This is a genomic window from Flavobacterium sp. TAB 87, assembly GCF_001529295.1.
GTDB lineage: Bacteria > Bacteroidota > Bacteroidia > Flavobacteriales > Flavobacteriaceae > Flavobacterium.
Genome location: NZ_LLWK01000037.1, coordinates 403003 through 428939 on the forward strand (window position 1 = coordinate 403003; position 25937 = coordinate 428939).

At 30.1% G+C, this 25937-nt stretch carries 22 protein-coding genes and 2 CRISPR repeat arrays; of the genes, 2 read left to right on the plus strand and 20 right to left on the minus strand.

Features of this window, described 5'->3' with window-relative positions; all coding sequences use genetic code 11:
• Positions 1-190 precede the first annotated feature (190 nt).
• The 9 genes from AP058_RS11000 to AP058_RS11030 form a co-directional block, all read right to left on the minus strand.
• Positions 191-994 carry an endonuclease/exonuclease/phosphatase family protein gene (locus AP058_RS11000; RefSeq protein WP_066311140.1) on the minus strand — a complete coding sequence of 268 codons (804 nt, stop codon included), beginning with the start codon at positions 992-994 and terminating at the stop codon, positions 191-193.
• Between the two features lie 91 nt (positions 995-1085).
• Positions 1086-2000, minus strand: coding sequence for a hypothetical protein (locus AP058_RS11005; RefSeq protein WP_066310498.1), 915 nt, complete (start codon positions 1998-2000; stop codon positions 1086-1088).
• 7 nt (positions 2001-2007) lie between these two features.
• Positions 2008-3273, minus strand: a complete 1266-nt coding sequence (locus AP058_RS11010; RefSeq protein ID WP_066310500.1) for a hypothetical protein — start codon at positions 3271-3273, stop codon at positions 2008-2010.
• Positions 3274-3276: 3 nt separating this feature from the next.
• Positions 3277-3687, minus strand: coding sequence for a hypothetical protein (locus AP058_RS11015; RefSeq protein ID WP_082706637.1), 411 nt, complete (start codon positions 3685-3687; stop codon positions 3277-3279).
• 166 nt (positions 3688-3853) lie between these two features.
• A complete protein-coding gene (locus AP058_RS17345) occupies positions 3854-4081 on the minus strand; it encodes a hypothetical protein (protein ID WP_369815148.1) in 228 nt (75 codons plus the stop codon).
• A 7-nt stretch (positions 4082-4088) separates the two neighbouring features.
• Positions 4089-4295: a hypothetical protein gene (locus tag AP058_RS16705; RefSeq protein WP_082706654.1), complete on the minus strand. Its 207-nt coding sequence runs from the start codon at positions 4293-4295 to the stop codon at positions 4089-4091.
• Positions 4296-4392: 97 nt separating this feature from the next.
• Positions 4393-5061 carry a response regulator gene (locus AP058_RS11020; protein WP_066310502.1) on the minus strand — a complete coding sequence of 223 codons (669 nt, stop codon included), beginning with the start codon at positions 5059-5061 and terminating at the stop codon, positions 4393-4395.
• Positions 5062-5068: 7 nt separating this feature from the next.
• A complete protein-coding gene (locus AP058_RS11025; protein ID WP_066310505.1) occupies positions 5069-6787 on the minus strand; it encodes a hypothetical protein in 1719 nt (572 codons plus the stop codon).
• A 58-nt stretch (positions 6788-6845) separates the two neighbouring features.
• Positions 6846-7010: a hypothetical protein gene (locus AP058_RS11030; RefSeq protein WP_231739642.1), complete on the minus strand. Its 165-nt coding sequence runs from the start codon at positions 7008-7010 to the stop codon at positions 6846-6848.
• 351 nt (positions 7011-7361) lie between these two features.
• On the opposite strand from AP058_RS11030, the gene AP058_RS11035 reads away from it, so the two are divergent.
• Entirely contained in the window at positions 7362-8291 is a 930-nt protein-coding gene (locus AP058_RS11035; protein ID WP_066310508.1) for a hypothetical protein, read from the plus strand.
• Positions 8292-8751: 460 nt separating this feature from the next.
• A CRISPR array of direct repeats spans positions 8752-9704; the repeat unit is 46 nt; unit sequence GTTGTGAATTGCTTTCAAAATTGTATTTTTACTTATAACTCCCAAC.
• Between the two features lie 632 nt (positions 9705-10336).
• Positions 10337-11441: a CRISPR direct-repeat array (repeat unit 46 nt; unit sequence GTTGTGAATTGCTTTCAAAATTGTATTTTTACTTATAACTCCCAAC).
• 116 nt (positions 11442-11557) lie between these two features.
• Here the strand turns inward: AP058_RS11035 and cas2 are convergent.
• The 3 genes from cas2 to cas9 all read right to left on the minus strand — a co-directional run bounded on the left by cas2 (position 11558) and on the right by cas9 (position 16937).
• Positions 11558-11905 carry a CRISPR-associated endonuclease Cas2 gene (cas2, locus tag AP058_RS11040; protein WP_066310512.1) on the minus strand — a complete coding sequence of 116 codons (348 nt, stop codon included), beginning with the start codon at positions 11903-11905 and terminating at the stop codon, positions 11558-11560.
• A complete protein-coding gene (cas1, locus tag AP058_RS11045; protein ID WP_066310514.1) occupies positions 11898-12809 on the minus strand; it encodes a type II CRISPR-associated endonuclease Cas1 in 912 nt (303 codons plus the stop codon). The genes cas2 and cas1 overlap by 8 nt, the downstream gene beginning before the upstream one ends.
• 69 nt (positions 12810-12878) lie before the next feature.
• Complete coding sequence (cas9, locus tag AP058_RS11050; protein ID WP_066310517.1) at positions 12879-16937, minus strand: type II CRISPR RNA-guided endonuclease Cas9; 4059 nt, start codon at positions 16935-16937, stop codon at positions 12879-12881.
• A gap of 287 nt (positions 16938-17224) precedes the next feature.
• Here cas9 and AP058_RS17010 point away from each other — a divergent pair, with 287 nt between their 5' ends.
• A complete protein-coding gene (locus tag AP058_RS17010) occupies positions 17225-17365 on the plus strand; it encodes a hypothetical protein (protein ID WP_197413404.1) in 141 nt (46 codons plus the stop codon).
• Between the two features lie 154 nt (positions 17366-17519).
• On the opposite strand, the gene AP058_RS11055 is transcribed toward AP058_RS17010, so the two are convergent.
• The 8 genes from AP058_RS11055 to AP058_RS11090 all read right to left on the minus strand — a co-directional run bounded on the left by AP058_RS11055 (position 17520) and on the right by AP058_RS11090 (position 25781).
• Entirely contained in the window at positions 17520-18770 is a 1251-nt protein-coding gene (locus AP058_RS11055) for a type II toxin-antitoxin system HipA family toxin (protein WP_066310519.1), read from the minus strand.
• A 39-nt stretch (positions 18771-18809) separates the two neighbouring features.
• Positions 18810-19097 carry a helix-turn-helix domain-containing protein gene (locus AP058_RS11060; protein WP_066310526.1) on the minus strand — a complete coding sequence of 96 codons (288 nt, stop codon included), beginning with the start codon at positions 19095-19097 and terminating at the stop codon, positions 18810-18812.
• Between the two features lie 65 nt (positions 19098-19162).
• Entirely contained in the window at positions 19163-20410 is a 1248-nt protein-coding gene (locus AP058_RS11065) for a relaxase/mobilization nuclease domain-containing protein (protein ID WP_066310529.1), read from the minus strand.
• Positions 20395-20790: a plasmid mobilization relaxosome protein MobC gene (mobC, locus tag AP058_RS11070; RefSeq protein WP_082706638.1), complete on the minus strand. Its 396-nt coding sequence runs from the start codon at positions 20788-20790 to the stop codon at positions 20395-20397. Before mobC ends, AP058_RS11065 begins: the two co-directional genes overlap by 16 nt.
• A 261-nt stretch (positions 20791-21051) precedes the next feature.
• Positions 21052-22569, minus strand: coding sequence for a hypothetical protein (locus AP058_RS11075; RefSeq protein WP_066310535.1), 1518 nt, complete (start codon positions 22567-22569; stop codon positions 21052-21054).
• A 626-nt stretch (positions 22570-23195) separates the two neighbouring features.
• Positions 23196-23474: an integrase core domain-containing protein gene (locus AP058_RS16710; RefSeq protein WP_231739644.1), complete on the minus strand. Its 279-nt coding sequence runs from the start codon at positions 23472-23474 to the stop codon at positions 23196-23198.
• Between the two features lie 1547 nt (positions 23475-25021).
• The gene (locus AP058_RS11085; RefSeq protein ID WP_066310541.1) at positions 25022-25276 is read right to left on the minus strand and encodes a hypothetical protein; all 255 of its coding nucleotides are present in this window, start codon (positions 25274-25276) and stop codon (positions 25022-25024) included.
• Between the two features lie 97 nt (positions 25277-25373).
• The gene (locus AP058_RS11090) at positions 25374-25781 is read right to left on the minus strand and encodes a helix-turn-helix domain-containing protein (RefSeq protein ID WP_066310543.1); all 408 of its coding nucleotides are present in this window, start codon (positions 25779-25781) and stop codon (positions 25374-25376) included.
• Positions 25782-25937: the final 156 nt, after the last annotated feature.

Sequence of the window (25937 nt, forward strand, 5' to 3'; positions counted from 1 at the left end):
TGAACCGAATTTACCAATAAACATAGACTTGGCAAAAAAATAAAAAAAAAATCAACTGAAAATTCAAACCATAAAAAAAGCCTAAGAATCTAAGTTCCCAGGCTTTTAGTTTTTTATAGTGACCCTAAAGATACAAAATTCGAATCTTTTATTTAATGATTTAAATAGTTTAACCCAATCATAATATATGTTAGTTCAGAACAATTTCAGCCCAGATTGGTACGTGATCTGAAATATTTCTTGCATCTTTCAATGAATTAAATGTTTTATAAAAGGAAATATGTCCTGCATTGATAAGAATGACTTTTGATTTATTATAAAACATATTGTCAAACTCAGAAGCCAAACATTCTTCAGATTTACAATCCTTCTTCAGTGTAGTTTTTTGACTTTTAAGCACGGATTCGTAACCGATATTTTTTAATGGATTAAATACTGTATGGGATTCTGGACAATTAAAATCACCCACGAAGATTAAATTTAAGTTAGGATATTCTATAGGTAAATGTTTAAAATACTTGATTTCCGTTTCTGGTTGTTTACTCTTGGTAATAGCATGAAAGTTTACTACGGTAAATTGCTTGTTTTTATATTCAAAAGTGGCATAAAATGGTTCTCTATCGATCTCTAAATTAAATTTTTTTTCAAGCCAAGGTTCCCCGATTATCTTAATAATGTTCGTTTTCCACAGAAAAGCATACCTCTCCGTTTTATATGCACTACTGCTGGTTGGAGCACTCACCCTATAATCCCATTTGGTCCCTGTTCGATTTAGTTCATCTGCTAATCTAGCAATGGCTTGCGCTCCGCCATAACCTGCAACAACCTCTTGAATGGCTACAATATCAAAATCCTTAACCGTATTAGCAACAAACAATATTACTTGATCTGACTTTGATTTACCAATATTCTCAATATTCCATGATAGCAATTTCGTTTGAGCATTTATTGTAATTGTAAAAAAAATTAAAAGAAATCTAAAAAAGGTTTTCATAAAATAAAACATGATAAAATTTTTTACATAATGATTAAAAAAAATCAAGGACAGCTAAAGCACATTATATACTTTTTAGATTTATATGTGATTAGTATTGTTCAATAAAATCTTTAATTACTTTATCTATGTTACTTGGCAAACCAGATTCTTTAATAACAAATCGTTTTACTTTCATTTTTTTAAACCAATTTCCCCAATATTCTTTTATTACTTTAGCTTCATATGGGTTTTTAGTATCTGGATTTACACCAAGTACTAAAATTTCCAAATCAGATAAATCTTCATTAGCGGAAATGAGCCCAAAATTATTTTTTTCTATTTTATCTTTCCAATTGGGTGTATTCAATCCATTAGCACGAATCATTTCAGGCACTAAATATGAAGTTAAGTTATCTTCTTTTATTTTTGTGTCCTTATAAAAGATATAACCATCAGTTAATAAGATTAAAATATTTCGATGTTTATTTTCAATGCAATAATCATTAACATTGTTTGCAAAAAATTTCCAAATATCCGATCCAACATAGTTATTATCTTTAATTGCTAAATCATAAATTTTTGCAGTTTCATCATTATAAGTAACATTAACCCGATTGATGTTATTTTTGGAAGCATTATTTTTATCAAACACAAATTTTAACTTATCCGAAATACTGTTAATTTCTTCGTTTAAAGGTTCTGGATTAAAATAAACAGCAATTTTGTCATTCATCTCTCTAATTTTTTTAGTCTTTATGTGGTTTGTAAATGCCGTTGCAATAGAATTGATATAGCCTAAATCTCGTTGATAAAATTCCATCGTTGAATTTGGATACTTTTCTGTACTAATTCTATCTGACAAATCTAAGAGAATACTAATGTTATAATTATTAGATGATTTTTTTTCAGGCGTTATAATCTCTTCTTTATTTTTTTGATTATCATTAGAATCTTCATTTTTACATGAAAGCACTAAAATTAGAATTAAAATGGATAGTACTGTTTTTATTGATTTTTGTTTCATAAAAATATTAATTGTTAGAATAAATTAAATGTTGGTAATCGGAATCTACTAAATCGACTGATTTTAAATGCTCATTTGCAATAGCATCACATTCTGATAATAAGTTATGTTTTTGCTCGTTAGGAAGTGCTATTTCTGTACCAATGGCTTGAAACCAACCTTCCTTATATTGATTATGATAATTTAAATATTCTTTTACAGGAAAGACAAATCCATCGACCTTTGATTGCAAAAGTTTAATCTCTCCTTTATGATGATCAATTTTATTTGAAAATTCTAAAATTTTAATACTATTTTCTAATTTTGATTTCTCAAAATTCACAATTTCTTCTTTTTTTCCTCTAATAAAAACTCTAATTTTATCTTTATTTTCATTTTCTTTCATTACAAAATCAAATACTAATCCCCAAATAACATACACGACAAATCCAGCAAAAATAATCATCCAGAATTCAGCTTGACCCAATGCTATTTCTAGGTCATACAGTGGTGAATCAGGTGTTTTATTAAAATCGTAAATTTTCTTTTCAATTACGTAAGCTAATAAAGAATCAAATAAAAACGTGGTTGCAAATAGAGCTGTAACTCGCAATGTTTTTTTTATTCCAGTCTCTTTTTGCATCATATGAATCACATATCCTAAACCCATAAATACAAAAGGAATTGTTATCACTAAAACACCCTCCAACCAACTTGCTTTAAAGGCATTTGTCAACGCATCAGCATCAAAAATGGCAGCGGTTAAACTAGTATCTGTAAACTCTTTAAAAAAAGCAGAATAAGATGCTGAAATGTAAAAAACTAGTAAATACAAAGTAATCGGTAGTAGCAATATTAGACCAATGTAAAATTGTGCAGTACCACCTTTGCCATCATCAATATATTTTTGAGGATTTACTTTTACATCGACAGTTTCGTAGGCAGCATTTTCAATTTTTTTATCTATTTCATGCTCTTTTTGTTCATATATTCCAATTGCTGTTTCACATTTTTTAAGTTCTGTCCTACTTTTTTCTTGCTCTTCTTTAAAAGGTTGCTTCAGCCTTTGTTGTTCTGAAATTTGGCGGCTACATTGGTCTTTGAAGTTGGTAAATAAATTTTGCAAGCATGCTCTAAGTACAATTGGTCTTCCAGAAGCTCTTAAAGAAGCTGTAAATCCACTTTGATAATAAGTAATTCTGATTTGTTCTCTGTCTTCTTCTTTATTTTGTATGTGTTCGCCTAAAGCTTCTTCTACTTTTTTTAAACGGAACAACTGCTGTAATGGTTTCATAAATTAAGAATTTAGTTGACTAATAATTTCATTTTTATTCATTCCTTCTTTGACGCAGTCAACAAGATAATTTGCTAATTCATCTATATTCTCTTCTATAAATTCAAATTTTTTACAATATTTTTTTAAAGTATTTAATTCGTCATCTGTAATTATTCCATCTGCCCACATTATACACGTTAAATCATATAAATACTCGATTCTTGTATTTAGTTCAACGGGAATTCCTGTTTGGTCATTAACAGGATTGAGAAATAGTTTATCTAATTCTTCTTTAAAGATCCCTCTTTCTTCTGCTAAAAAATAGAGCATTTGCAGTTCTAGGACATTAAAATTATCATCAGATAAAGCCATTTGATAAAGTCTTAAAAAATGACTTTTTAGCTCAATAGTCATTGTTGCTTTTGAATCCATCTTATTTAAAATTTAGTTGGTAATTTTTTTCTTCTTTTTATTGGTGTTTTTTTTTCCGGTGGGCTTTCAAACTTTACAAAACCCTATTTCTTTAGCACAACGATTATTGTCGAAAATGTTACAAATAATAATAATAATATTTTTTTTTACTGTACTAATTAATGATTTAATATAGGGTAACAGTGAGAAATAAATACATTAGAAGAAATAATATACATACGTTCGAATTTATTGTTTTTTTATACCCAACTCCTTTGATTCCGGTATTCACTGAAAACCCTTTAGTACTTATAGTACCTCTCTTCGTTCTCAAACTAGGTGAAATCCCGGATTTGCTAACATTGAGGCCAAAATCTCCCCCGAAGTTTACTCTTTTTTGAAATCTAAAACTCATAGTTGTATTATGAGGTATGACAGCCTAAGGAGCAAGTTTTACAACCGTTAGATTGACGGTAGGTTTTTTTTGACTCTAGAACAGCACTTGAACAAGATGTGAATTCGCCAAGATATTTTCTGTTTTCAACATTTGGTAGGTAATAACAATCAGCAGTATGGACTTCATGGTCTCCGTTTGATTGTGCATTTTTGTTTACATAGTACTTTTTCATGATTTTTGATTTTAATTTATATGATTTAATTAACCATTCAAATGTAAAACCAATAAAAATCAATATTTTATGGAAAACCGTAATCTGATAAAAAAGTTTAGATAATGCCCATATCTTTGGCAATAGAGACCAAATGGACTGTGTTGTTTGCCTTAAAAAAATCTTTCAATTTAGAAATTCTTTTCTCAATAGCACTCTTGCTATTTGGTTTTATATTTAAGGATATAAAAGTATCTCTAATGTCATCTTGCGCAGTTCCTAGTGAAAGATGCTTCATAATTAAGACATCAAAATCATCTATTTCATAATTATTATTTTCCTGTAGAACAGAAGATATTTCTGGTGATATGTATTTAAGTTCTGATGTTGATAAAAGTCGTATTGCTTTTTTTAATTCGTCAATACTATTTCTTCCTTTCATAACAAAACCATTGATGTCTGAATTGGTAAAAAGGGATCTAATTCGATGACTTTTATCTTCAACAGAATAAGCTATAATTTTTAAATCGGGTTGTTCAGCTCGTACTTTTTCGATCAACTTATCTCCATTTTCAATTTTCACTTCTCTATAATCTGCTTTAAAAGATAAGTCACTTATAAGTAAATCATATGGCTCGTTGTCAATAATTGCTTTTCTAATTTTTAGGTAAGCATCATCGCAATATTTTGTATGTTGATAATTGGTAATATCTAAATCTCGTAAGGCTTGTTCTATCCCTAAGTTTATACTATCAAAATCTTCTGCGACAATTACTTTTTTAAACATTATAATTCTAATTATTTGGGATTATTATTTTAGCTTTAAATCCTTTTTCAGGTTCTGTGTCAAAAATAATAGTTCCATTTATGGATAGAATACGGTTTTCCATATTTTGAATACCATTTTTAATAATTTCTGCTTTGTTGCAGCCTTTTCCATTGTCTACATAATCAACAATTAATTTTTTGGAGTCTGAGTTGTCAAATTTTACTACAATTAAGGAAGCCAAACTATGTTTCTTCATGTTTACCATTAATTCTTGTAAAACCCTATAAAGAGTGACTTTTTTGGTTTCATCAATAAGCTCCCAATCTACCTTTTCAATATTATTAATGATTATATTTCTTGAATGATCATTATAGGTAGCAAGTAAGTCTTTTAAATTTTTTGAAAATTCCAAACTGTTTAGTATTTCGTTATTTTCTCTTGAAATCCCTCGCACACGCTGATAAATATCGTCTAATTTTTGAATTAAATTTTCTTTTGTGTTAACTTCAGTTAAAGATTGCGTTTGTGTAAAAGTAATGGCATGAAAAACATCATTAGCCAGCTCATCATGTATTTTTTTCGCAATTCTGGTCTCTGTTTCGTAAGAAGCTTTTATTCTTTCGGTTTTAGTTTTTATTTTGAAATACCGAATTAGAAGTGCTATTAAAACGATAAGAAATACAATTCCAATGAGGAATAAAAAACGTTGGTATTTTATTTTCTGAAGAATTAAAAGACTTTCAGCCTTATCTAATCGAAGTTTATGATTCTCGTCTTTTTCTTTTTTTGAATCATATTTAATTTTGGCAAATTTATTTTTAAAATTATTACGTATTTTAATTATACTGTCATTCAAATAAATGAATTTTTGAGCATATTGCTCATTATTCACTTGCTGATCATTTGATATTAAAAATGCTAAAGCATTCAGTCTTTCATCAATGCTATTAAATTGTGTTGCGATTTCATAAGCATCTTTTGCATACTCATTAGATTTTTTAATGTCAAGTTTTTGGTAATATTCAGCCAAATGTAAATTACTTTCAATACTTCCGTAAAAATCATCAATTTGACTTCTTATTTGTAAACCTTTATTGATCAATATAATACCTTTTTCAGAGTCACCTTTTTTAAAATAAGCATAACCTAAATTATCCAATATTCTGCCTTTGCGTTTAGCAGAAGAAGGAATATCAATATTTTGTTTATTTCTCAAACTCTCTAAAATACTAATGGCTTTGTCGTATTTTTTTTGCTTAATATAAACCACTGCAATATTATTTAGAGGCGGATTTTTACACGTTTCATCTTTGCAATCTTTTATCGCTTCTTTATAATAAAAAATAGCATCCTCATAAATAGATAATTCCTTATCTGCTATTCCAAAATAGTTATTAATCGATGCCGAATAAATATCTTTTCTTTTGACATAAGGAAGAGCTTCTGTTAAGGTTTCTTTACTCCCATAATAATCGCCATTTATTTGCTGAATGGAGGCCATTTGAATAAGACTATAAATAATCTTAGCGCTGTCATTCATTGATTCAGCGGTTATTTTCGATTTATTAAAGTAGTAAAAAGCGCTATTAAAATTATTTTTTTCTAATTGACTTATAGCTTTTTGTTGTAGGAGACGGCCATTTTTCAGCCCATCAGTATTTTTTTTTGGAGCAATAATTTTATTTTCCTGACAAGAAAATAAAATAGAACACAAAATCAAACTAAAAATCGGGGATCGTAACATAAAGGATACTTTCCCCGAAAATAGTACTTAATTGTTAATTAAGGAGTTTATAACAATTTTATTTTGGTGGAGGAACAATTATCGGTTCATCTCCAGGACCTTGGTCAGCAGCGACATTAGCTGGACTTACATTCTCTTTTTGGTCTGTTTTTGTATCACTTGGTACTAGGTCATCCGCGGTACATGAAAATACGGTTGAACTTAATAATGCTATCGCTCCCAATATAAATAATCTTTTCATCTTACTATTGTTAAAAATTAGACATGGGTATTGCTGTCCGAAACTTTTCCAGATCTTGTTAAATACAATACCATTGATTTTGGGAAGTAAAATGCGTAGAACTGTATGACTTTGTTTATACTTCCCGAATAAAATCCCTCCTACGGTTTTCCGCACTTTTTTTTGAACCAGTTTTGTACATTTGTTTTAATCTGCAGATCAAAACGATGACTAATTACTGTGGCAAAGTAAATACGATTAAAAGCCTTTGTTGATAAGGAATTCCCGGAATTCCTGAACTATTTTGTTTAATCCTAATAAATCTTAAAGAATCCTATAAATTCCTGAAAGCCTATGCGAAACATTACTACTGACCATTACAAAAAAGCGATTAGAGAAAAATATGAAAAAGAAAAAAACGGTGACAATAGTTATTATTTAGAGGTTCCATCACAAGCAAAGCTTAGAGATCTATGCTGGAAAATATTTATAACGAATGATAAAAAAGATGATTTAAAAATCTTCTCTCTTTTTTTTAAATCAGAATTTAACCCAACCCAAGAGGTTGCTTTTAATCAGTATATTGATAAATTTAAGCCCATTGGTTCTTTCTTAAAAGGTAAAAAAGAGCCAGCTAATTTTCACACGGTTGAGCTTGCTTCAATTTTGGTTGATTTTGAACTAAGACCTTATAGTAAGTTTAGAAAATATTTTACTGAAGAAGAAAATGCAACTGAAAACACAGATGATTTAATAGTATCAGATTTAGTAACTGATAAAAATTTCCAGAGTGAGAATGTTTTTGTAAAAAGTGAAGAAAGTTTAAAACTGGAAGAAACCCCTAAAGAAGTTCGGGAGTCACGAAGTGTAGGTCTTACGTCAAAAGAAGACTTAATAAATAAAGAACCTAAGATAATAAAACCAAATACATGGTTTGTAATTGGAATTATTATTTTGCTATCAGGTCTATGCTACTATTTTTCACAAAAAAAAGAATGTATGCAATGGTCTAATGATCATTATGAAGAAGTTAGCTGTGATTTAAAAGTGGAAAGTATCGGAGCTTTTAATAAAATTGAGCCTTCAGATAAGAGTGTTTTAATTCTCAAAAAAATTAAAGTTACAAATAAAACCGTTTTTTTTAAGGATGGAGAAGCTATAGTTTGGTATGCTAAAACAGCACACGGGATTGAATTTTTTAATACCCATGGTAGGCATCCTGAGAATGGGCGTGCTTTGAAACCTGTTAGCGATTATATCATTAAAAAATACGTAAACAATTAACTAATTGTGAATTTCTTGCAAGGTTATATTTTTTTTACTTATAATTCGCAACTCATGCGTTGTGTATTACGATGCTAATGAGTTGTGAATTGCTTTCAAAATTGTATTTTTACTTATAACTCCCAACAAAAACCCTCTATATTGCAAGTCTCCTAATGTTGTGAATTGCTTTCAAAATTGTATTTTTACTTATAACTCCCAACTACATTTCTTACAATGAAACCTAGACCTGTGTTGTGAATTGCTTTCAAAATTGTATTTTTACTTATAACTCCCAACGAAGCTAGAGCAAAGGCTTTGGTTGATTCGTTGTGAATTGCTTTCAAAATTGTATTTTTACTTATAACTCCCAACTCACATAATCATTGTATGAATTACTGTCTGGTTGTGAATTGCTTTCAAAATTGTATTTTTACTTATAACTCCCAACCTGCTAGGTGCATCCATAATTTATAATGTAGTTGTGAATTGCTTTCAAAATTGTATTTTTACTTATAACTCCCAACTCACTTTCAATAAATACGCTTAGATTATATGTTGTGAATTGCTTTCAAAATTGTATTTTTACTTATAACTCCCAACATTAGCATCTATAATAGCTTTCGCCCACGCGTTGTGAATTGCTTTCAAAATTGTATTTTTACTTATAACTCCCAACCTTGGCAATTCATGTCAGCATGTTCGACGGTTGTGAATTGCTTTCAAAATTGTATTTTTACTTATAACTCCCAACGACAAAGTTTGTAGATGTAGAGTGCAGCGAGTTGTGAATTGCTTTCAAAATTGTATTTTTACTTATAACTCCCAACGATACAGAAAATAGACGTTTGCCAAAGTAGTTGTGAATTGCTTTCAAAATTGTATTTTTACTTATAACTCCCAACCACTTAAATAAGAACATCAATCAAAACATGTTGTGAATTGCTTTCAAAATTGTATTTTTACTTATAACTCCCAACTAATGGAGCGAATGCAGGCTTCAGCTACTCGTTGTGAATTGCTTTCAAAATTGTATTTTTACTTATAACTCCCAACCCAAAGCTTAGATGGTGAATCAGGACCTGGTTGTGAATTGCTTTCAAAATTGTATTTTTACTTATAACTCCCAACAAAGCGCCAATGAAAGTAAGGGCGTTCAATGTTGTGAATTGCTTTCAAAATTGTATTTTTACTTATAACTCCCAACCTAACTTTGCACCGCCATTGTTTATCGCAAGTTGTGAATTGCTTTCAAAATTGTATTTTTACTTATAACTCCCAACTTTTAGTCGTAGCGAAATAAGAAAGCTGGAGTTGTGAATTGCTTTCAAAATTGTATTTTTACTTATAACTCCCAACCATGATGCGCGCAGTAAATTATAAAATTTGTTGTGAATTGCTTTCAAAATTGTATTTTTACTTATAACTCCCAACCTTAAGTGTGAACTGATTTTAGCAGAACAGTTGTGAATTGCTTTCAAAATTGTATTTTTACTTATAACTCCCAACCTAACTTTGCACCGCCATTGTTTATCGAAAGTTGTGAATTGCTTTCAAAATTGTATTTTTACTTATAACTCCCAACCAAGTCCATTTCTAAACCAGTTAAAAGCAGTTGTGAATTGCTTTCAAAATTGTATTTTTACTTATAACTCCCAACATACGTATCGTGTTGCATTGTACGGATAAGTTGTGAATTGCTTTCAAAATTGTATTTTTACTTATAACTCCCAACCGGTAAAAGGCGCTTCGACTTTGGGTGTGTTGTGAATTGCTTTCAAAATTGTATTTTTACTTATAACTCCCAACTAAAATGTTTGCAGACTCGATGGCTCTGGAGTTGTGAATTGCTTTCAAAATTGTATTTTTACTTATAACTCCCAACAAAAGTCAATTTAAAAAACACGGAATTATAGTTGTGAATTGCTTTCAAAATTGTATTTTTACTTATAACTCCCAACAAAGTTCAGTTTCGGCCTTGGATTCTTAGGGTTGTGAATTGCTTTCAAAATTGTATTTTTACTTATAACTCCCAACCCCTCCGCAAAAGGGACAGTATTGGTGTGGTTGTGAATTGCTTTCAAAATTGTATTTTTACTTATAACTCCCAACTATTGCGTTATCTTTTTTTCCAGCCCTAGGTTGTGAATTGCTTTCAAAATTGTATTTTTACTTATAACTCCCAACTGAAAAAGAGTTCTTAGCTATGTTAGATAAGTTGTGAATTGCTTTCAAAATTGTATTTTTACTTATAACTCCCAACTATTAAAATTTTAACCTCACCGACTTCCAGTTGTGAATTGCTTTCAAAATTGTATTTTTACTTATAACTCCCAACTAATGATTTTCTAAATGATTTTAACTGCTCGTTGTGAATTGCTTTCAAAATTGTATTTTTACTTATAACTCCCAACAACCAACAATAGGATTTACAGACGAAATAGGTTGTGAATTGCTTTCAAAATTGTATTTTTACTTATAACTCCCAACAAAACACGACTACCCGTATTACTTGACGCTGTTGTGAATTGCTTTCAAAATTGTATTTTTACTTATAACTCCCAACCTTTGGAATAAATTACTATTGCGTAATAAGTTGTGAATTGCTTTCAAAATTGTATTTTTACTTATAACTCCCAACATATTCAAATAACACTTCAACAGGTACTGGTTGTGAATTGCTTTCAAAATTGTATTTTTACTTATAACTCCCAACCTTTATTGTTTGCGGCTAACAGTGGTTTTAGTTGTGAATTGCTTTCAAAATTGTATTTTTACTTATAACTCCCAACAAAATACCTAAAAACGAAAAGGTAATTGAGGTTGTGAATTGCTTTCAAAATTGTATTTTTACTTATAACTCCCAACTTTCTGTAATAGGAAAACCTAACCAAACAGGTTGTGAATTGCTTTCAAAATTGTATTTTTACTTATAACTCCCAACTGGTATTGCAGATTTAATTTATGATACTAAGTTGTGAATTGCTTTCAAAATTGTATTTTTACTTATAACTCCCAACTCCTTACGGTATTACTATTGATGCATCAGGGTTGTGAATTGCTTTCAAAATTGTATTTTTACTTATAACTCCCAACGTAGTATCTCCAATCACTTTAATTTTCCCGTTGTGAATTGCTTTCAAAATTGTATTTTTACTTATAACTCCCAACATACCGCTAGTTAATTGTTTGATATGTTGGTAGTTATAGGTTTGTTTTGAAAGTGAAAAATAAATGAATTGGGGTACTGATGCACAGGTTAGTAGGTGTTTTTTTTATCCTGTTTTTTAAAAAAGCTCTAATTGTTGCGATGGCTTTTCGGTTTCTACAGGTTTTTTTCCATAAAAGAGTTCCATCATTCCAAATTGTTTATCTGTGATTTGCATCACACCAATTTTTCCATGTTCGGGTAAACTATTTTTAATCCTTTTGGTATGTACTTCTGCATTTTCTCTGCTGGCGCAGAAGCGCATATATATCGAAAATTGGAACATAGAAAAGCCATCGTCTAATAATCTCTTACGAAAAGTACTAGCAATTTTACGCTCTTTACGCGTCTCGGTTGGTAGATCAAAAAATACTAATATCCACAAACTCCTATATTGATTTAAACGTGTGTAATGTACATCATACATAAATTGGGTATAAAATTCTTCGAGAACTTCCCTCAAAACACTCGTTCAAGGAATTTGTTGTTCGACTCATCGCTACCATCAACGGACTATTTTTCCCATCAATGTTAACGTCGATTGTAGCGATACTCAATAATTGTTTTTTTATCTCAATTGTCAATTCTTTATAATGATCCTCTGTTTCCATAATATGGCATACAACTAAATCTACAAAACTTCGATAAGGTTCCATAATATCATCCGCCAAACAATAGGCATTGTATTTATTGCGGTGGAAAATACCTAATGTTGGCAACATTCCAGAACTAACCAAAGCTCGTGCGGTTATGGCTCTTAAAATGGCGTAGCCATAATTCAGTAGGTTATTGGGCGGAATTCCTTTTTGCCCTCTGTTAAAAACACTATCATCTCTTGTGAGAATGTGTGAAAGGCTTTGCCAATAAAAAGCAGCTGCTCTTGATTCGTGATTTAATACATCGCCTGATGTTACTTCCTTTGCCCAAAGTTCCATTTTACGGCAAGGAATTCCCTTTTCTTTTAGTAATCCGGCCTGGTTTGTAATTTTTGCACTAATGGTTTGTTGCCATAAATTCTTTTTAAGTGGAACTGAAGCATTAATTTGGTTTTTGAACCGTTCTGATTGTTCTGTATGTCCGTTTAGTGGCATTAACAATCCAATAGGCAAATGCTGTTGGTCGCAATTGATTAATGCCACATTGTTGTTGGTTAGTTTTTCTAGTAAACCATTGGTAATGGTAATTTGTTGGTTTTCTAAAACAATAACGCCAATATCTTCAATAGCTACAGTTTTGCTTTCCTGTTCCTTGTCTGGATAAGATATGACGATTTGCTCATTTTTGGTACTCAAATAAGCTGGATTACCAAAGAAAAGGGTTCGTTTTATCATTTTTTGTAGGTTTTAAATGCTTTATAAATTTTGGCTAAAGCCCATTCCTATTGATTTTTTGATTTGCAATTAATATTCGCCTAATTGAACAATTTGTCCAAGATGATTGATTCTGATTTTGATTATATAATTCAAATATGATGGTGTTTGAATAAAGTGATAACTTATTTTAGATAATTGCTTTTTAGTTTTTAACATTTCTCCATCTACTGATTTCGTTTCAAGATGATGATTAAACATATAGTTTTTAGTAGCAATTTTCTGAACCCTAAACATATTACGACTAATCAAGTGATAATTTTCAGTATTCAATAAATCTATTTCATGTGGATTAAATCCATCAGTTGGAAATATAAAAAACTCATTTTGTTTCATCGAAAACAAAAATTCCCAACCTTTTTCATGATTTTTATTGATAATGGATAAACCCAAATTATTACGAGTTACAGCTTCAAAAAATGAAACAACTTCTTCTTGTAAATTCCCTTTTTCATCTCTATAAATCGCAACGTGATGGTTGTTTCCTGTACTTACAAAATCTACAGGAAGTGGCTGTCCATTTTCGTCTAAAATTTCGTTTCCCAAATGGTCTTTTTTAGTATGTAGTGCTTGAGCATTGCTCACTCCGCTAATGGTCACTCGTTTTATAGCAATTCCTTTTTCTTTGTTCTGCCAAATAGGATTTTCGTCTAGATTTACAAAAGCTTTTTTTGTATCTCCGTTAAATTCATTCAAGCGATTTTGAAGTATTGTTTTTAAGCCAATATCAATTACTTTGTCAATTTTTAAATCGGGTGTAATGTCTTTTCGAATGGTGTAATCAGATTTTAACCAAACTATTTTTACTTTTTCAGGAACTAGAATATTATTTTCTAAACTAATATATATCGGATTCTTACTTAAAGCGTTTTTTCCTGTAAATGCTTTTTTAGGGTCATTTTCGTTTTCAATTAATCTTTTTAATAAAGCTTCACGGTATTCTTTCTTAGCAACTTTAGTAACATATTCTGGAGTGAAATTGGCATTTATTTTTTCTTCTTTGGTAACATATTGTTGTAGTTTTCCATAAACTGTTTCTTTATGTAATTGTCCTCTTGGCGTCAATTGAATTTTTTGATTCGTTCCATTGCTTTTTTTAGTTACGTTTTTATTTTTTGTAACTACTTTATTTTTTGCTTTATAGGAAATCAAAATACTTTCGAGTTGCTTTTTGGCTACTTCCCTAAAGTTTGGGATTGGCTCAATAAATCGAAGTTTATTGTTTTTATCTCTTTTTAAGTATTTGTTTTCAATTCCAATAATCGAATTTCCTTTTTTATCGGTATTCGTTCGAGCATTCAAATTATTTAAGTATTGAATATATGCAGGTTTGGTAAATGCAACCGTTATCGCGTCCATAGCGTGGTGGCGATGGTCGTTTCTTTTGGTCCAATCTTTAATTTTATATAAACGCTCTCCGTTTTTGCCTTCTTCAATATAGGTCAAACCTAATTTATCGTATTTTTCCCAATTGAGTTCTTTCATCACATCGACTAATTCCCAGTCATCCCGCAATTTATCAGTAACACTTCCAATAGTTGCGGTTACATTTCTAGAAACTTCCAATAAAATTTCTTTGGCTTTTTTAGCAATATATTGTGTTTCTCTTAGTTGCCTGTCAATAAATCCTTCTGGAATTTCATTGTTAGCCATCAAAAGTTTGTTTTGCTTTGTTCTACTGATTTTTCCAAACAAACTTTTTACTCTTTTTTCAAATTGGTCAAATTCTTCCGCTGATAATTTCTCTTGAAAAAATGAATAAGCCGTTTTATTACTTTTATCAATATTTAATTGGCGTTCACAAATGGTTTTATTAGAAAAACTGTCATCAAACAAACGTGATTTTGGAATAATGTGTTCAATGTCATAGTCTTTTGTGAAAAGTTTAGATGGTTCTATTGGTTTGCCCGTATAAAGCGAAATTCCATCACATTCTTTCCAAAGCTTATAACGGATAATATCATTTCGAGTGACACGATGAATTCCAAATTCAGTATGCAATAATTTTCTAATTTGTTCATGTTCCGTTGTACTTTTATTAATGGCTTTTGTCATTTCGCTTCGCTGTTCGTTGTTATTTTTCAACTCACGAGCCAATTCCACACGAATTTCATCTGGTTTTCCCATCGCTGGGTCTTTTATAATGGCATTAATCACATTAATCATTTGATTGAGAATTTTCTCAACTACAGGGTTTCTCAAACTATTTTTCTTTAATAATTCAAGCGTATCTTTTAAAACTCTTTCATTATTTTGATCTGTTGTTAATGAGGAGGAATGATTATAACCAACTAATGTACAGGCTTTATCATAAATATGTCCATCCATTAAATGAGGTAATACTTTTTTTATAGCTTTAGCACTCAAACTTCCGTAATCGGCTTGAAGATTGATATTCAAAAGAAAAGGAAGGTGGCTTTCTTTAAATCCAAATTTGTCCATTAGACTTTTCTTTAAAAAATCATCTTCTTCCGAAGAATAAAGTAAATGCCACAATTGATAATAAGATTGTTTGTCATAATCATTGCCTTGAATGGTTGGGTCAAAATCAAGAATAGCGGTACTGATTTCTAAATCAGAAAAGGCTGATTTGATGATGCTTTTTATATCAGAAGCGTCCAATTTGGAAAGGTCTAACTCGTCATAACCTTCTAAAACTAAAATTTTTTCAAAAGCTTTAAAAAGTGAAGTATTTGTTCTGTTGCCTTCTATTTTTTTGAAATTAACAGTATGAGTTCCTTTCTTTAAGTCGCAAAAAGTTAACAATTGCGAATCGGTCATACTTTCTTTAAAAGACAATTCTTGAGCAATGACTTTTTTCAAATCTTCACCTAAAAGAAAAGGTTCTTTTGTCGTTTCATTTTTAACAACAATATTATTGATGTTCTGCCAAATCCTAAATTCTTGAAACAATGGTGATGATTTTGGAATGGCTTTATGTCCTTTTTCAAATTCGCAAAAACTTACCAAATGCTTTTGAGACTTTAATTTTCGTTGGTAAAAAATTGTAATATCACGAACTTCTGATTTTAGTTCATCATTTAATTCTGGATAAAATTTTGATTGTGTTTCCCAAATTTTTTCAAACTCATCTAAATAATCTTGACGGTAAAAAACCTGATTTTTTAGTTTAGTGTGTGCATTTTCTTTTAATTGGTTGTATTGAAATTGACCAACAGTTTCTTGATTAAAATACAACTCCTTGCTTCGATCACTAATAGCACCAAGGTAGCCATTAGATTGATTGATTTGATTGTTTATTTCGGTAATTATAAAGGCTAAAACTTTTAAATCGAGTTCCTCTGTTAAAGCCTCATTTCTCCATTTATAATGTTGCAATTTGGTTTCTTCCCGAGTTCCTTTATTTTCGGCAAGAGGAATATTTAATATTCTTGAGAAATATTGAGAAGTTACCGTTCTAGCTTTACCTTGAATGTTTTCCAATAATTTTTCATTCATTTGCTCTGGATGAAATTGATTTTGAAAACGCACGATTTTCTCTACTTCTTTCTGTAAATCCGAACGATAAAAGTCAGGTATAAATTTTCCGCCTATTGATAATGAATTATAAACCCATTGCCCAGGTGTTAAATTATTTTCGAAAATTTCTTTGGCAATTTTCATTCCATCAATAGCATCACCTTCTTCAGCAGTTTTTGCTTTTCGACTGCTTTTATAGCCTCTTTTTTTATTGAGCATCAATAAAACTTGAACCAATTCTTCCTTGGTTACCAGTTCTGTTGCAGATTTAGCTCTTAATTTATAAGATGAAAAAGTAGTTTGCTTACCTGTTTCCGCATAGACATAATTAGAAGAAATAAAATTGATTCCTCTAAAACTTTGTAATAAAGCATCACGTCTTTGTTTAAAACGTTGCAAACCTCTTCTTGCGCCACGTTTTAATGTTCGGTCTGCATTGATAGAAATAGTATTGCCTTTTTTGAAATCGGCCTCCTCATCAGTTGTTAAAGGTACAATGCGAACACCTGCATTTATAATAGATGAGGTTTCATTGTCATTTTCTCCTTCATTAATAAATGCCCATCCGATAGATGTCGTTCCCAAATCTAAACCTAATATTTTCTTCATTTCTAATTCTCTTTTACAATGAATTTTCTCGTTATCTTAATTGGTCTCGAAATTTAAGGAAAAGAAAATGAATTGATTTATGGAAAACCGTAATTGGTGATTGAAATTTTGTTGTATCATTGCAATACAATTTTGAAGCAATTCACAATAAGGATTATTCCGTTGTGAAAACATTCAAAGCGGCCTCAAAAGGGTCGCTTTTTTTATGGAAATATGGTTTTCCGTAATAATGTAAATTTTTTATTAATGATGTTTGTTATTATTAATTTAAAAAAAAAACATTTATTATGGAGACAATTAAAGCGATCAAACCAGGTCCAAAACCAAAAACAGAAGGTGGAAATGATGATAGAAGAAGGAGGGTAAACCCCGAAACGAAGCCAAAACATCCTGATTTGAAACCTCATGTTCATAAACCAAAAGACTAAATTATTTTAAGTTTTAGTATATATAATTGCTTTATTTACGTTAATAAAGCAATTATATATTTATACAGTAATTTTTAGCGGATTGGTATTTAGTTGAAGTTCGTAAAGAATAAAGTAATACAATAGTCTAACATTATTTTAGTAATGAATTCTATTATTTCATAAAAGCCTTTTCAATTAATTCGATCTCGCCTCTAGATATTCCTATTTCCTTAGCGATAACTTTCCAATGCCTTACTGAACTTTCAACTTGATTTATAACATCTTCCATTTGATTATTATCTAATCGGAAATATTCACCAACACTTTTTGCTAATTCAAAATCTAGAAAATTATTATCCATGTCCATATTTAAAGCTAAGCCGTCTTTGTCTATTGATGGGTTGAGGTCGTAAGCAGGAGATAATATCCATCCTTCTTTGGTTAAAATAAAACCATGATTTCTCAAATGATCGTCGGTATTCGAAATTGCAATATTAAAAACAATTCTACGCCATAACTGGTGTAGATTTGCTTCTACATCTGAACCATGATTACTTATGAATTCGGCAATATCTAAATAACTTGCTTGATTATCTCGAATTGTATCTTCATTATTTCCTGTCATAGTCATAGCCGATGCAAAGTGAATCCGTTCGCCCTTTTCTCTATCAAATCGTTTGGTAAAAAAGGTATTGTGTTGCCCCATTATTTTTTCTATTCGACAAGGAGCCATATCAATTCCTGAATTGATTGCTAATTGATACGCTAAAAACTCCCAAGATGCTTTGTCAAATGTATCGGTTTTAGATGGAAATTTTGCAATCCAAAGACTATTGTCATTATCCAAAATATTAGCTTTTGGTCTTGCTCCTCCTAACGAAGAACCAGGAGCCATTAGCACAGTCAGCCATTTATTAACTTCTTCATTATCTTTATCATTTTCAAAAATAGAAGCTGCTTTTTGAAGTTCTCTAATTGAAGACCAAGGTGGAGTTGAAGTTGTTTTATTGTTGTCTAAAAAATCGCCAGTTAAATCTGTTTTAAATCGTAATACTCCCATACGACTCTCGTCAAAAACACCCAAAAGAAAATCAATATCGTATAATGTTCTTGGCTTTTCATTATTATTCCTTGCTAGTTGTGCTTCTCGGCGTTTCATCAATGTACGTCCCCATTTGTCGGGCATACTATCTAAAAATATTCCGAAATTTTCTTTTTGATTAGGAAATTGCTTGCCTCCATACAATTGAATATCGGGATCTAATAGAAATTTTTGCTCCGTTTTTAGCCATGTTTTATCATATTCGAAACTAAATGCTTTTTTCCCTTTAGCTTGTTGCGCTGATAAAATCCCTACTATTTTGGGTTCGTTCATTGTTTGCCAATGGGCGTAAACATATATATCAGTTTTATTTAAAGACATATTCTATTTTTTCTTAATTAGTTTTTTTCCTCAAAACTATTATTTCAATAATTCAATGTCTTGAAGTTTTCTTCCAAGTTCATCATCTGAAGCTAATTTTAAAAAATCATTTTGAAGTCCTAAAACTCTCAAAACGTTAAAATAAGCACCAATAGAAACACTTGAATTCCCTTTTTCTATTTGATATAACGTAGTCCTCACAATACCCGCTCTTTCAGCAACCTGTATTGTAGTTAACTTTCTTCTTTTTCTTGCTAACTTGATATTCTCTCCCAATTGTTGTAATATTAAGAGATGCTTTGGAAACAGCAGTTGTTTTTTGCTCATCGGTAAAAAGTTCATTATTATGTACATATATATATATTGTATATATTAACAACCATTTATTATTATTAACTAAGTATAAATCCTTTTCTTTTACTTTTTTTCTTCTTCTTATTTCTTTGTTGTTCTGACAAACCTTCCAAATTTTGTTCTGGTTTAAAAAGGATTTCTAAGCCTTTTTCCAAGTTTGATGTTCCATTTAAAATTTGATAACTTGTATCAAGTTTTAAATCTGTTAATTGTAATTTTTCATTCTTATTCTCGGATAAACATCGTTCTACAATAGCCTTCGCACTATATTGTTTTCCTAAAGCACTTCCATTAAAAACACATTTAGTTCTGTGGTCTATGTACGTAATTCCGTAAAGCTGTCCTTCCGAACTTTTTCTTAATTCTGCGTGAATACCTTTTGATTGTAATTGACTGACAAAACTATCCAACGAATATTGTTTATTGCTCTGTAATATCTTATCGATTTCATTTTTAGTGTAAGCTTGATGTTTTGTTCTTTTTACTTTATTTAATTTGAAATTTCCTTCTAGATTTTTCAATGTTGGTTTAGTGTAAAAATCACTTGCTTTTATTGGTACTCCGACAGTTTTTCCATTTTTATCTAATATTTTGTATAATATTCCATTGTTTTTAAATACTCTAGAATCTTCTTTTCCTCTATCGGCTAAAACATTGTATTGCTTCAAAACGGCATTGAGTTCTGGAAGACTTGTATATTTATATTCGTTTACTACAAAATTTAAAATAGTACTGATTGCTTTTTTAGATTCTACTTTTCCGTAATTTATTCTAGGTGTCGAAATTGGCGTCAACAAAAGCGGTTCTTTTACTTTTCTGTCTTGAGCTTTTACAAGTCCAAATAATTCTTCAATTTCTTTTCGTGCTGGTTCTGATTTACGAATGCCTAAAAGATGCAGATCAATTCGCTTTCCATCTCGTTGAATATTATTGGTTACAATATGAACATGCGGATGCCCAGCATCTTGATGCTCATAAACTAAATATGGTTGTTTGCCAAAGCCAATTTTTTGCATATAAACATTTGAAATTTCGATTAGTTTTTCTTTTGAATGATTTTCCGAGGTATCAAAATTTAAAGAAATATGAACCGTATTACGCTTCGCATTTTCGTTAAGTTGAGCTAATTTTAAAGAGCGATTAAGTTTTAAAGTAAAATTCAATTTTTCTAAATCAATTGGATATTTTTCCGCACTTATACATTCAGCGACACCTGCTTTGACTTTGTTTTCATTGTAATTTAAAATATGCTGGATAGAATGGCTTGTTTTTATAATTGCAACCATTGTTCCGATATTTTTTGAGTATGTGTTTTAATCTCATCAATTTTATTAAAAAGAATTGTTTTCTCTAATTCAAAGCGAAGTATTGATTCTCTAAATTCAGCTATTTGTCTGACCGTATTTAGCTTCTTTGCAATTTGATTGATGTTGTTTCCAATGGCGCTTAGTTCAGTCCGAAGTTCTACTGTTTCTTCCATAAGATCATCTAAAGACTGATTCCTATATGTGGTTACAATTGGCTTATCGAACAAATGTTTTCGAATATGATCACTTAATTTTCGGCAAGTGCTTCCTCTGAATTTGCTTTCAATTGTTGCATATTCTTCGGGTGTAAAGCGTAGTCCAACAATTCTTGTTCTGTTTGATTTTTTTCTTTCCATCATCTTTCATTTTCATTGTTTTCAAACTCTTTTTCTTTTAGTGTCTCCACCACCGAGTTCCGAGGTAAAAGGTGGCAAGATAGTCGGTTGTTTAACAACCGTTCATCTTGCTGATTGCAGGAACGTGGCAATCTGGGAGATTTTAAATAAGCTCAAACGAAATTAATTGTAATATCTGGCTTAAACAATCCTGAGCAATTTTTGATAGGGATCAAAGAATTACATGAGATGAAAAATGCACCTGAGTATATATTACGTAAACTTCTAATTCAAAAAATTCCCAAAAGGATCGGTTTTGTAAATTGCTAATTTTGGTTTTTCCTCTCCATGATAATAATTTTTTCCATTATTTCCTACTACGACATACCCGCCATCATCCGCAGCTAATATTGACTGACCGTATAAATAGGTATACTCGATATAATAATTTTGTCTCCAGTCTTTTTTTCCATTATTATCAAATTTACATACTGACAAGGCATTAGAAAGCTGAGTACCAATATAACCAGCTGTCACATATCCTCCATCTAAGGTTTCGGCAACTGAGTATATATTATCGCTTTCTTCAGTAGTAATATTCCAAATTTCATTTCCATTTGAATCTATTTCAAAAATTCGTCCTTTACTCATATCATATGCACCCAAACTAAATCCTGCAAATACATAATTGCCATTACGATTAATAATTATCTTACTTGAAAAATCAAAACGTCCATCTCCAAAAGATTTATCCCATATGATTTTTCCTTCATTATCTGTTTTTAATACCCAAAAATCGGTTTGGCCACGTTTAGTGCCATCTTTCATTTCATCATATGTAAATCCAGAAGTTTCTTTTGTTCCAAAAATTATTAATTCATTAGAGGAATTAATTTGTATATCATTAAAAAAATTTCTTGCGGTAGATCTGTATGTTTTTTCCCATACAGTATTTCCTAAATAATCTAATTTGGTTAGTACTGCTTCTTGTTCTATTTCTTCTTTAGGATCTGTTCTACTTCCAACAAGATAAATATTTTTATATTTATCTTGAGCGACTGACTTTATTTCATTAGGTTGTCGAGACAATTCATAACTATCTATTTTTTTGTACCAAACTAGATTTCCGTCATTATCTAGATTCAAGACATATTTGTCAGCAGCCAATAAGAAACCGTTTGCAGATTCAATTATTTTGCAATTAGTCGCATCACCTATTCTATAGTTATAGAATTTCTTCCAAATTTGATTTCCTTGATAATCTATTTTTAATACAAAGAATTGACTAGCATCACCATTTGTTCTTGCCGATTTCCCAGCAATTATATAACTTTTATCCTTAGTTTTTATTATATTGAAGGGCGTTCCTGACGCATATCCGTTAATTCTTCCCGGGCCATAATCATATGATTTTAAATATTTTAAATAATATTTTTCGGTTTTAAAAGACAAAGATTTAGATGTTTTATTTCCAAATGAATCTTGCGCAATTATTTGCACTGTGTAATTAGTTGATTCTGTAAGATTAGTTAGCTTGTACGTTAGTTCTGAAAGCCCTCCAATAATTGGAGATTGATTTAACAATATACTGTAGGTAATTGGATCGTTTTCTGGATCAATAACCTGATCCCAAGTTATAGTTGCACTGTTATCTGAAACCTCTTTAATTTTTACGTCAAAATCTTTAGGGGCTAAGTTTTGTACGTCTTCTTCAATATTAGCGTCATCTTCAATATTAGCGTCATCTTTTGAACAACTCATTGTAATAAATAAAAGAACAATTACTAAATAAAGTTTTTTCATGGAAAATTTAGTTTTGAAAAATTTGTAGTCGGCTAATATAAATAATTAATCTTTTATAGTGTTACGGGTTTCCACATTTCACATATGTTTTAAAATATGAAATAACCATCTTTGCAAAAGGCTTAGGAACTGGTGAGGCATAAATGGCCAGAGACTACGTAAAATAGAAATGATTAATCCTTATTTCACAGTTTGTAGTAGTTCAGTTGGGCATGAAAAAGTTTAATATTATAGAATTTAATAAGATAAAAGAAGTATTAAATAATTTACAAATTTGTAAATTATTTGTTTATATTTTTACATTATGGAAATAACCCATGTGTAGAGTTCGCATAAGAAAGATGTTGTTATAGAGTTAGTCTTAGACCATGATTATCTTTTTATAACAGAGACTGATTACCATTTTAATTAGGAATTAGAAAAAGATAATGCCCTGCTTTTTACAAGAAAGTTTTATAAAAGACAGTTCCATATAAGGAATTCTCAATAAATATGAGGGTTTAAACGAACAACCTAAAATAAAAAAAAGCCTATCTCTAGGAGATTATCCAGATTAAAGGCTTTTTGATTTAATGGCGATAAGCTTTACATTTATTTTGTTGGTTTAACATCATTCTTTCCATTTTTTACTGTGCAAAATGAGTCTTATAGTTGTTAAAAGTTATCTGTTTTCCGCCATAAGTTTCTTCTGGAGTATTGCCTTGTAACGAAAGTTGAGGTCTGATGCTGTTGTAAATATGAACATATTCTGATAAAGCACCTTTAAGCTGTTTTCTATTTTCCAGATTTCTAGACAGTAAAAATTGATGCTTGATTATTTTATTGAATGCTTCTATTTTTGAATTCGAAAATGGAATATCTTTTTGAATAATCAAATGTTTTACGTCATTCTCTGTAGTAAGCAAAAAATCTTTAACGGTTGAATTTACATTTTCTACACCGCCGTCAGTAACAAATTTTATAGTATCATTGCTCTTGTGTTCTAAATAAGCTTTTTGTAATAAATATTTAATTGCAACAGCGCTAGAGCTATTTTCAACATATTAACCCAAAATGTTTTTAGAAAAATGATCCATTAAAAAATGAATAAAATGTTTCTTGCCATCCAAGGTTTTCAGAATAGTGACGTCAGCGCACCAAATTTCGTTTGGTTTGTAGCTTATAAAAGCATTATGTTTTATTTTTGGATGAATATTTCTTGATTTTTGATAACCTAATAATCCTGAATATTTATAAAAAGTAGTTAAGCTTGTAGCAATATCTTTATTTCTTACTCCAAGGAAATAAACAGAAGATTTAGACCAATATCTGTATTTTTGATCTTATAAATATTTTTTCATTTGGGAGATTTCTTTCTTTAACAATTGATACGGGTATTGCTTTACGCAACGTAAAAAATAAGAAGCATAACATTTGTTAATTACCAATGTTTTACAATTTTGATAAGTTCCTCGAGATATATTAAAAACCTTTAAGGCATCTTCTATTGGAATTGTTTCTTTAACCAATTCGATAACGTTTACGATTTTCTCTTTATGTTTGCTAATATGATTTATTATTGATTTGAAGTTCCAATGCGCTTTATTAGTTCTAATTCTTCTTTTATGAATGCATTAATTTCACACCCTAAATATTATTTTCAAATTCATTTTGCCAACGATGTTTGTTTGTTTTTGAGATTATTGATTTTAATTCGTCAGGGAGATTATCATATAGTCCATTTCTAATATAATGTTTAACATTAGTATCCCAGGAATTATGATTGATTGAAGAGATCATAAAATATTATATGTCTAATTTATAAAATAAGTAGTAAAAATATAACTCTTTTGATTACTTTATATTAAAGATTTCTTCAAATTTTATTTTGAAAAATCCCAGCCTTTAAATATTTCATTTTCACTGCTTCACGAGTGCTGAGTATAGCTCAGCAAGAAGCTGTTGTTAAACAACAGCTTCTTGCTGATTAAAGGAACGTGGCAAGCTGTAAAATTTAAATAAGCTCAAACGAAATTAATTACAAATATCTGACTTAAACAATCCTGAGTAATTTTTGAGAAGGATCTCAGAATTACATGAGATAAAAAATGCCCCTGAGTATAGACTACAGCCATAAATATTTTTCTAAAAGAAAAGAAAAAAAGAAAGCATTTTAAAAATGGATATCGGCAATGGAAGTGCTATAAATCCCGAAGGGTGGCAGGTCGAGGAACGAGACTTGTCATTATGCGCACTTCTTTTGCAGATGTCCAATATCTTGGCTTGCTTTTTATCTTTTTTGGAATACTATTTAAATTTCTTTGAAAGGGTACACTTCTAAAAAACCGATGAAAAAACAATAAAATAAGAAGTGTACTTTTTCAAGAGAATGAGATTTTGCAATCCACAAAATTCTGACTTTTTGGAGGAAGGTTTTTGGGGATTTCTATCTAATAATTTTATCAATCATCAGTTATGAATTACTAATTATTGAAATAGTTTCATTTAGATTATTTGTGGAAATATAATCCAGTACATAATTTTCAATTTGTTTTTTATGCTCAGGTAAAACAGAAAAAAAATTCAGATAAAATTCTTCATTTTCATCTGAAATATGAACGATTTCAGTAAAGTCTTTCGTAATTAAAGTGCCTTTAAATTTTCGTACCTTTAGCTCCTTTTGATTGTCAATATCTTTTTTAACTCGAAGCTGTATTGTTTTATCCATTGAAGTGTTTTTTTAATTTGATAAATTTCTAGGAGATAAAAAAAGGACACCAATAAAGGTCTCCTTTGAATTAATATATCTTTTATAAAGCTTGTTTCTATTTTTCTTTTAAAAGCTTTTCTAAGTATTCATTTTTTTCTTTTTCAGATTGAACTAAACGCTCATAAAGTTTCTTGTTTTCTTCGTAAGCTTCAACAAGTTTATCCAGAGGATTAAAAGTACAACCGTAATTAACTGCGGAAGAATTGTCTACATGATAAGTATTACCTATTATATTCAAAATTGCTTCTTCTGAAAAACTTTTTATTCCTTCTGTAGTAACACCTAAAACCTCTGCAATAGCTTTTAATTTGTCATCATCAACAATTTCGCTTCCTTCAATATTTGAAACAGATTGTTGACTCACTCCAATTGCAGTTGCCAATGCTTCTTGCTTCATACCTCTAAGTTCTCTGATACGGCTGATATTTCTGCCAATATGTTTCGGTTTCGTTGCTGTGTTCATAACTCAAAGATATTTAAAATTCTTTTAGAAAATAATATTTGGTAAAAAACAAGTTGATTTTGGTAAGATACAAAATCATTTAGTTCGGTACAGTACAATTCATTAGTTACTTGCAATGTGTTTTAACAAAAATACAATTTTTCAAGGATGTATCAT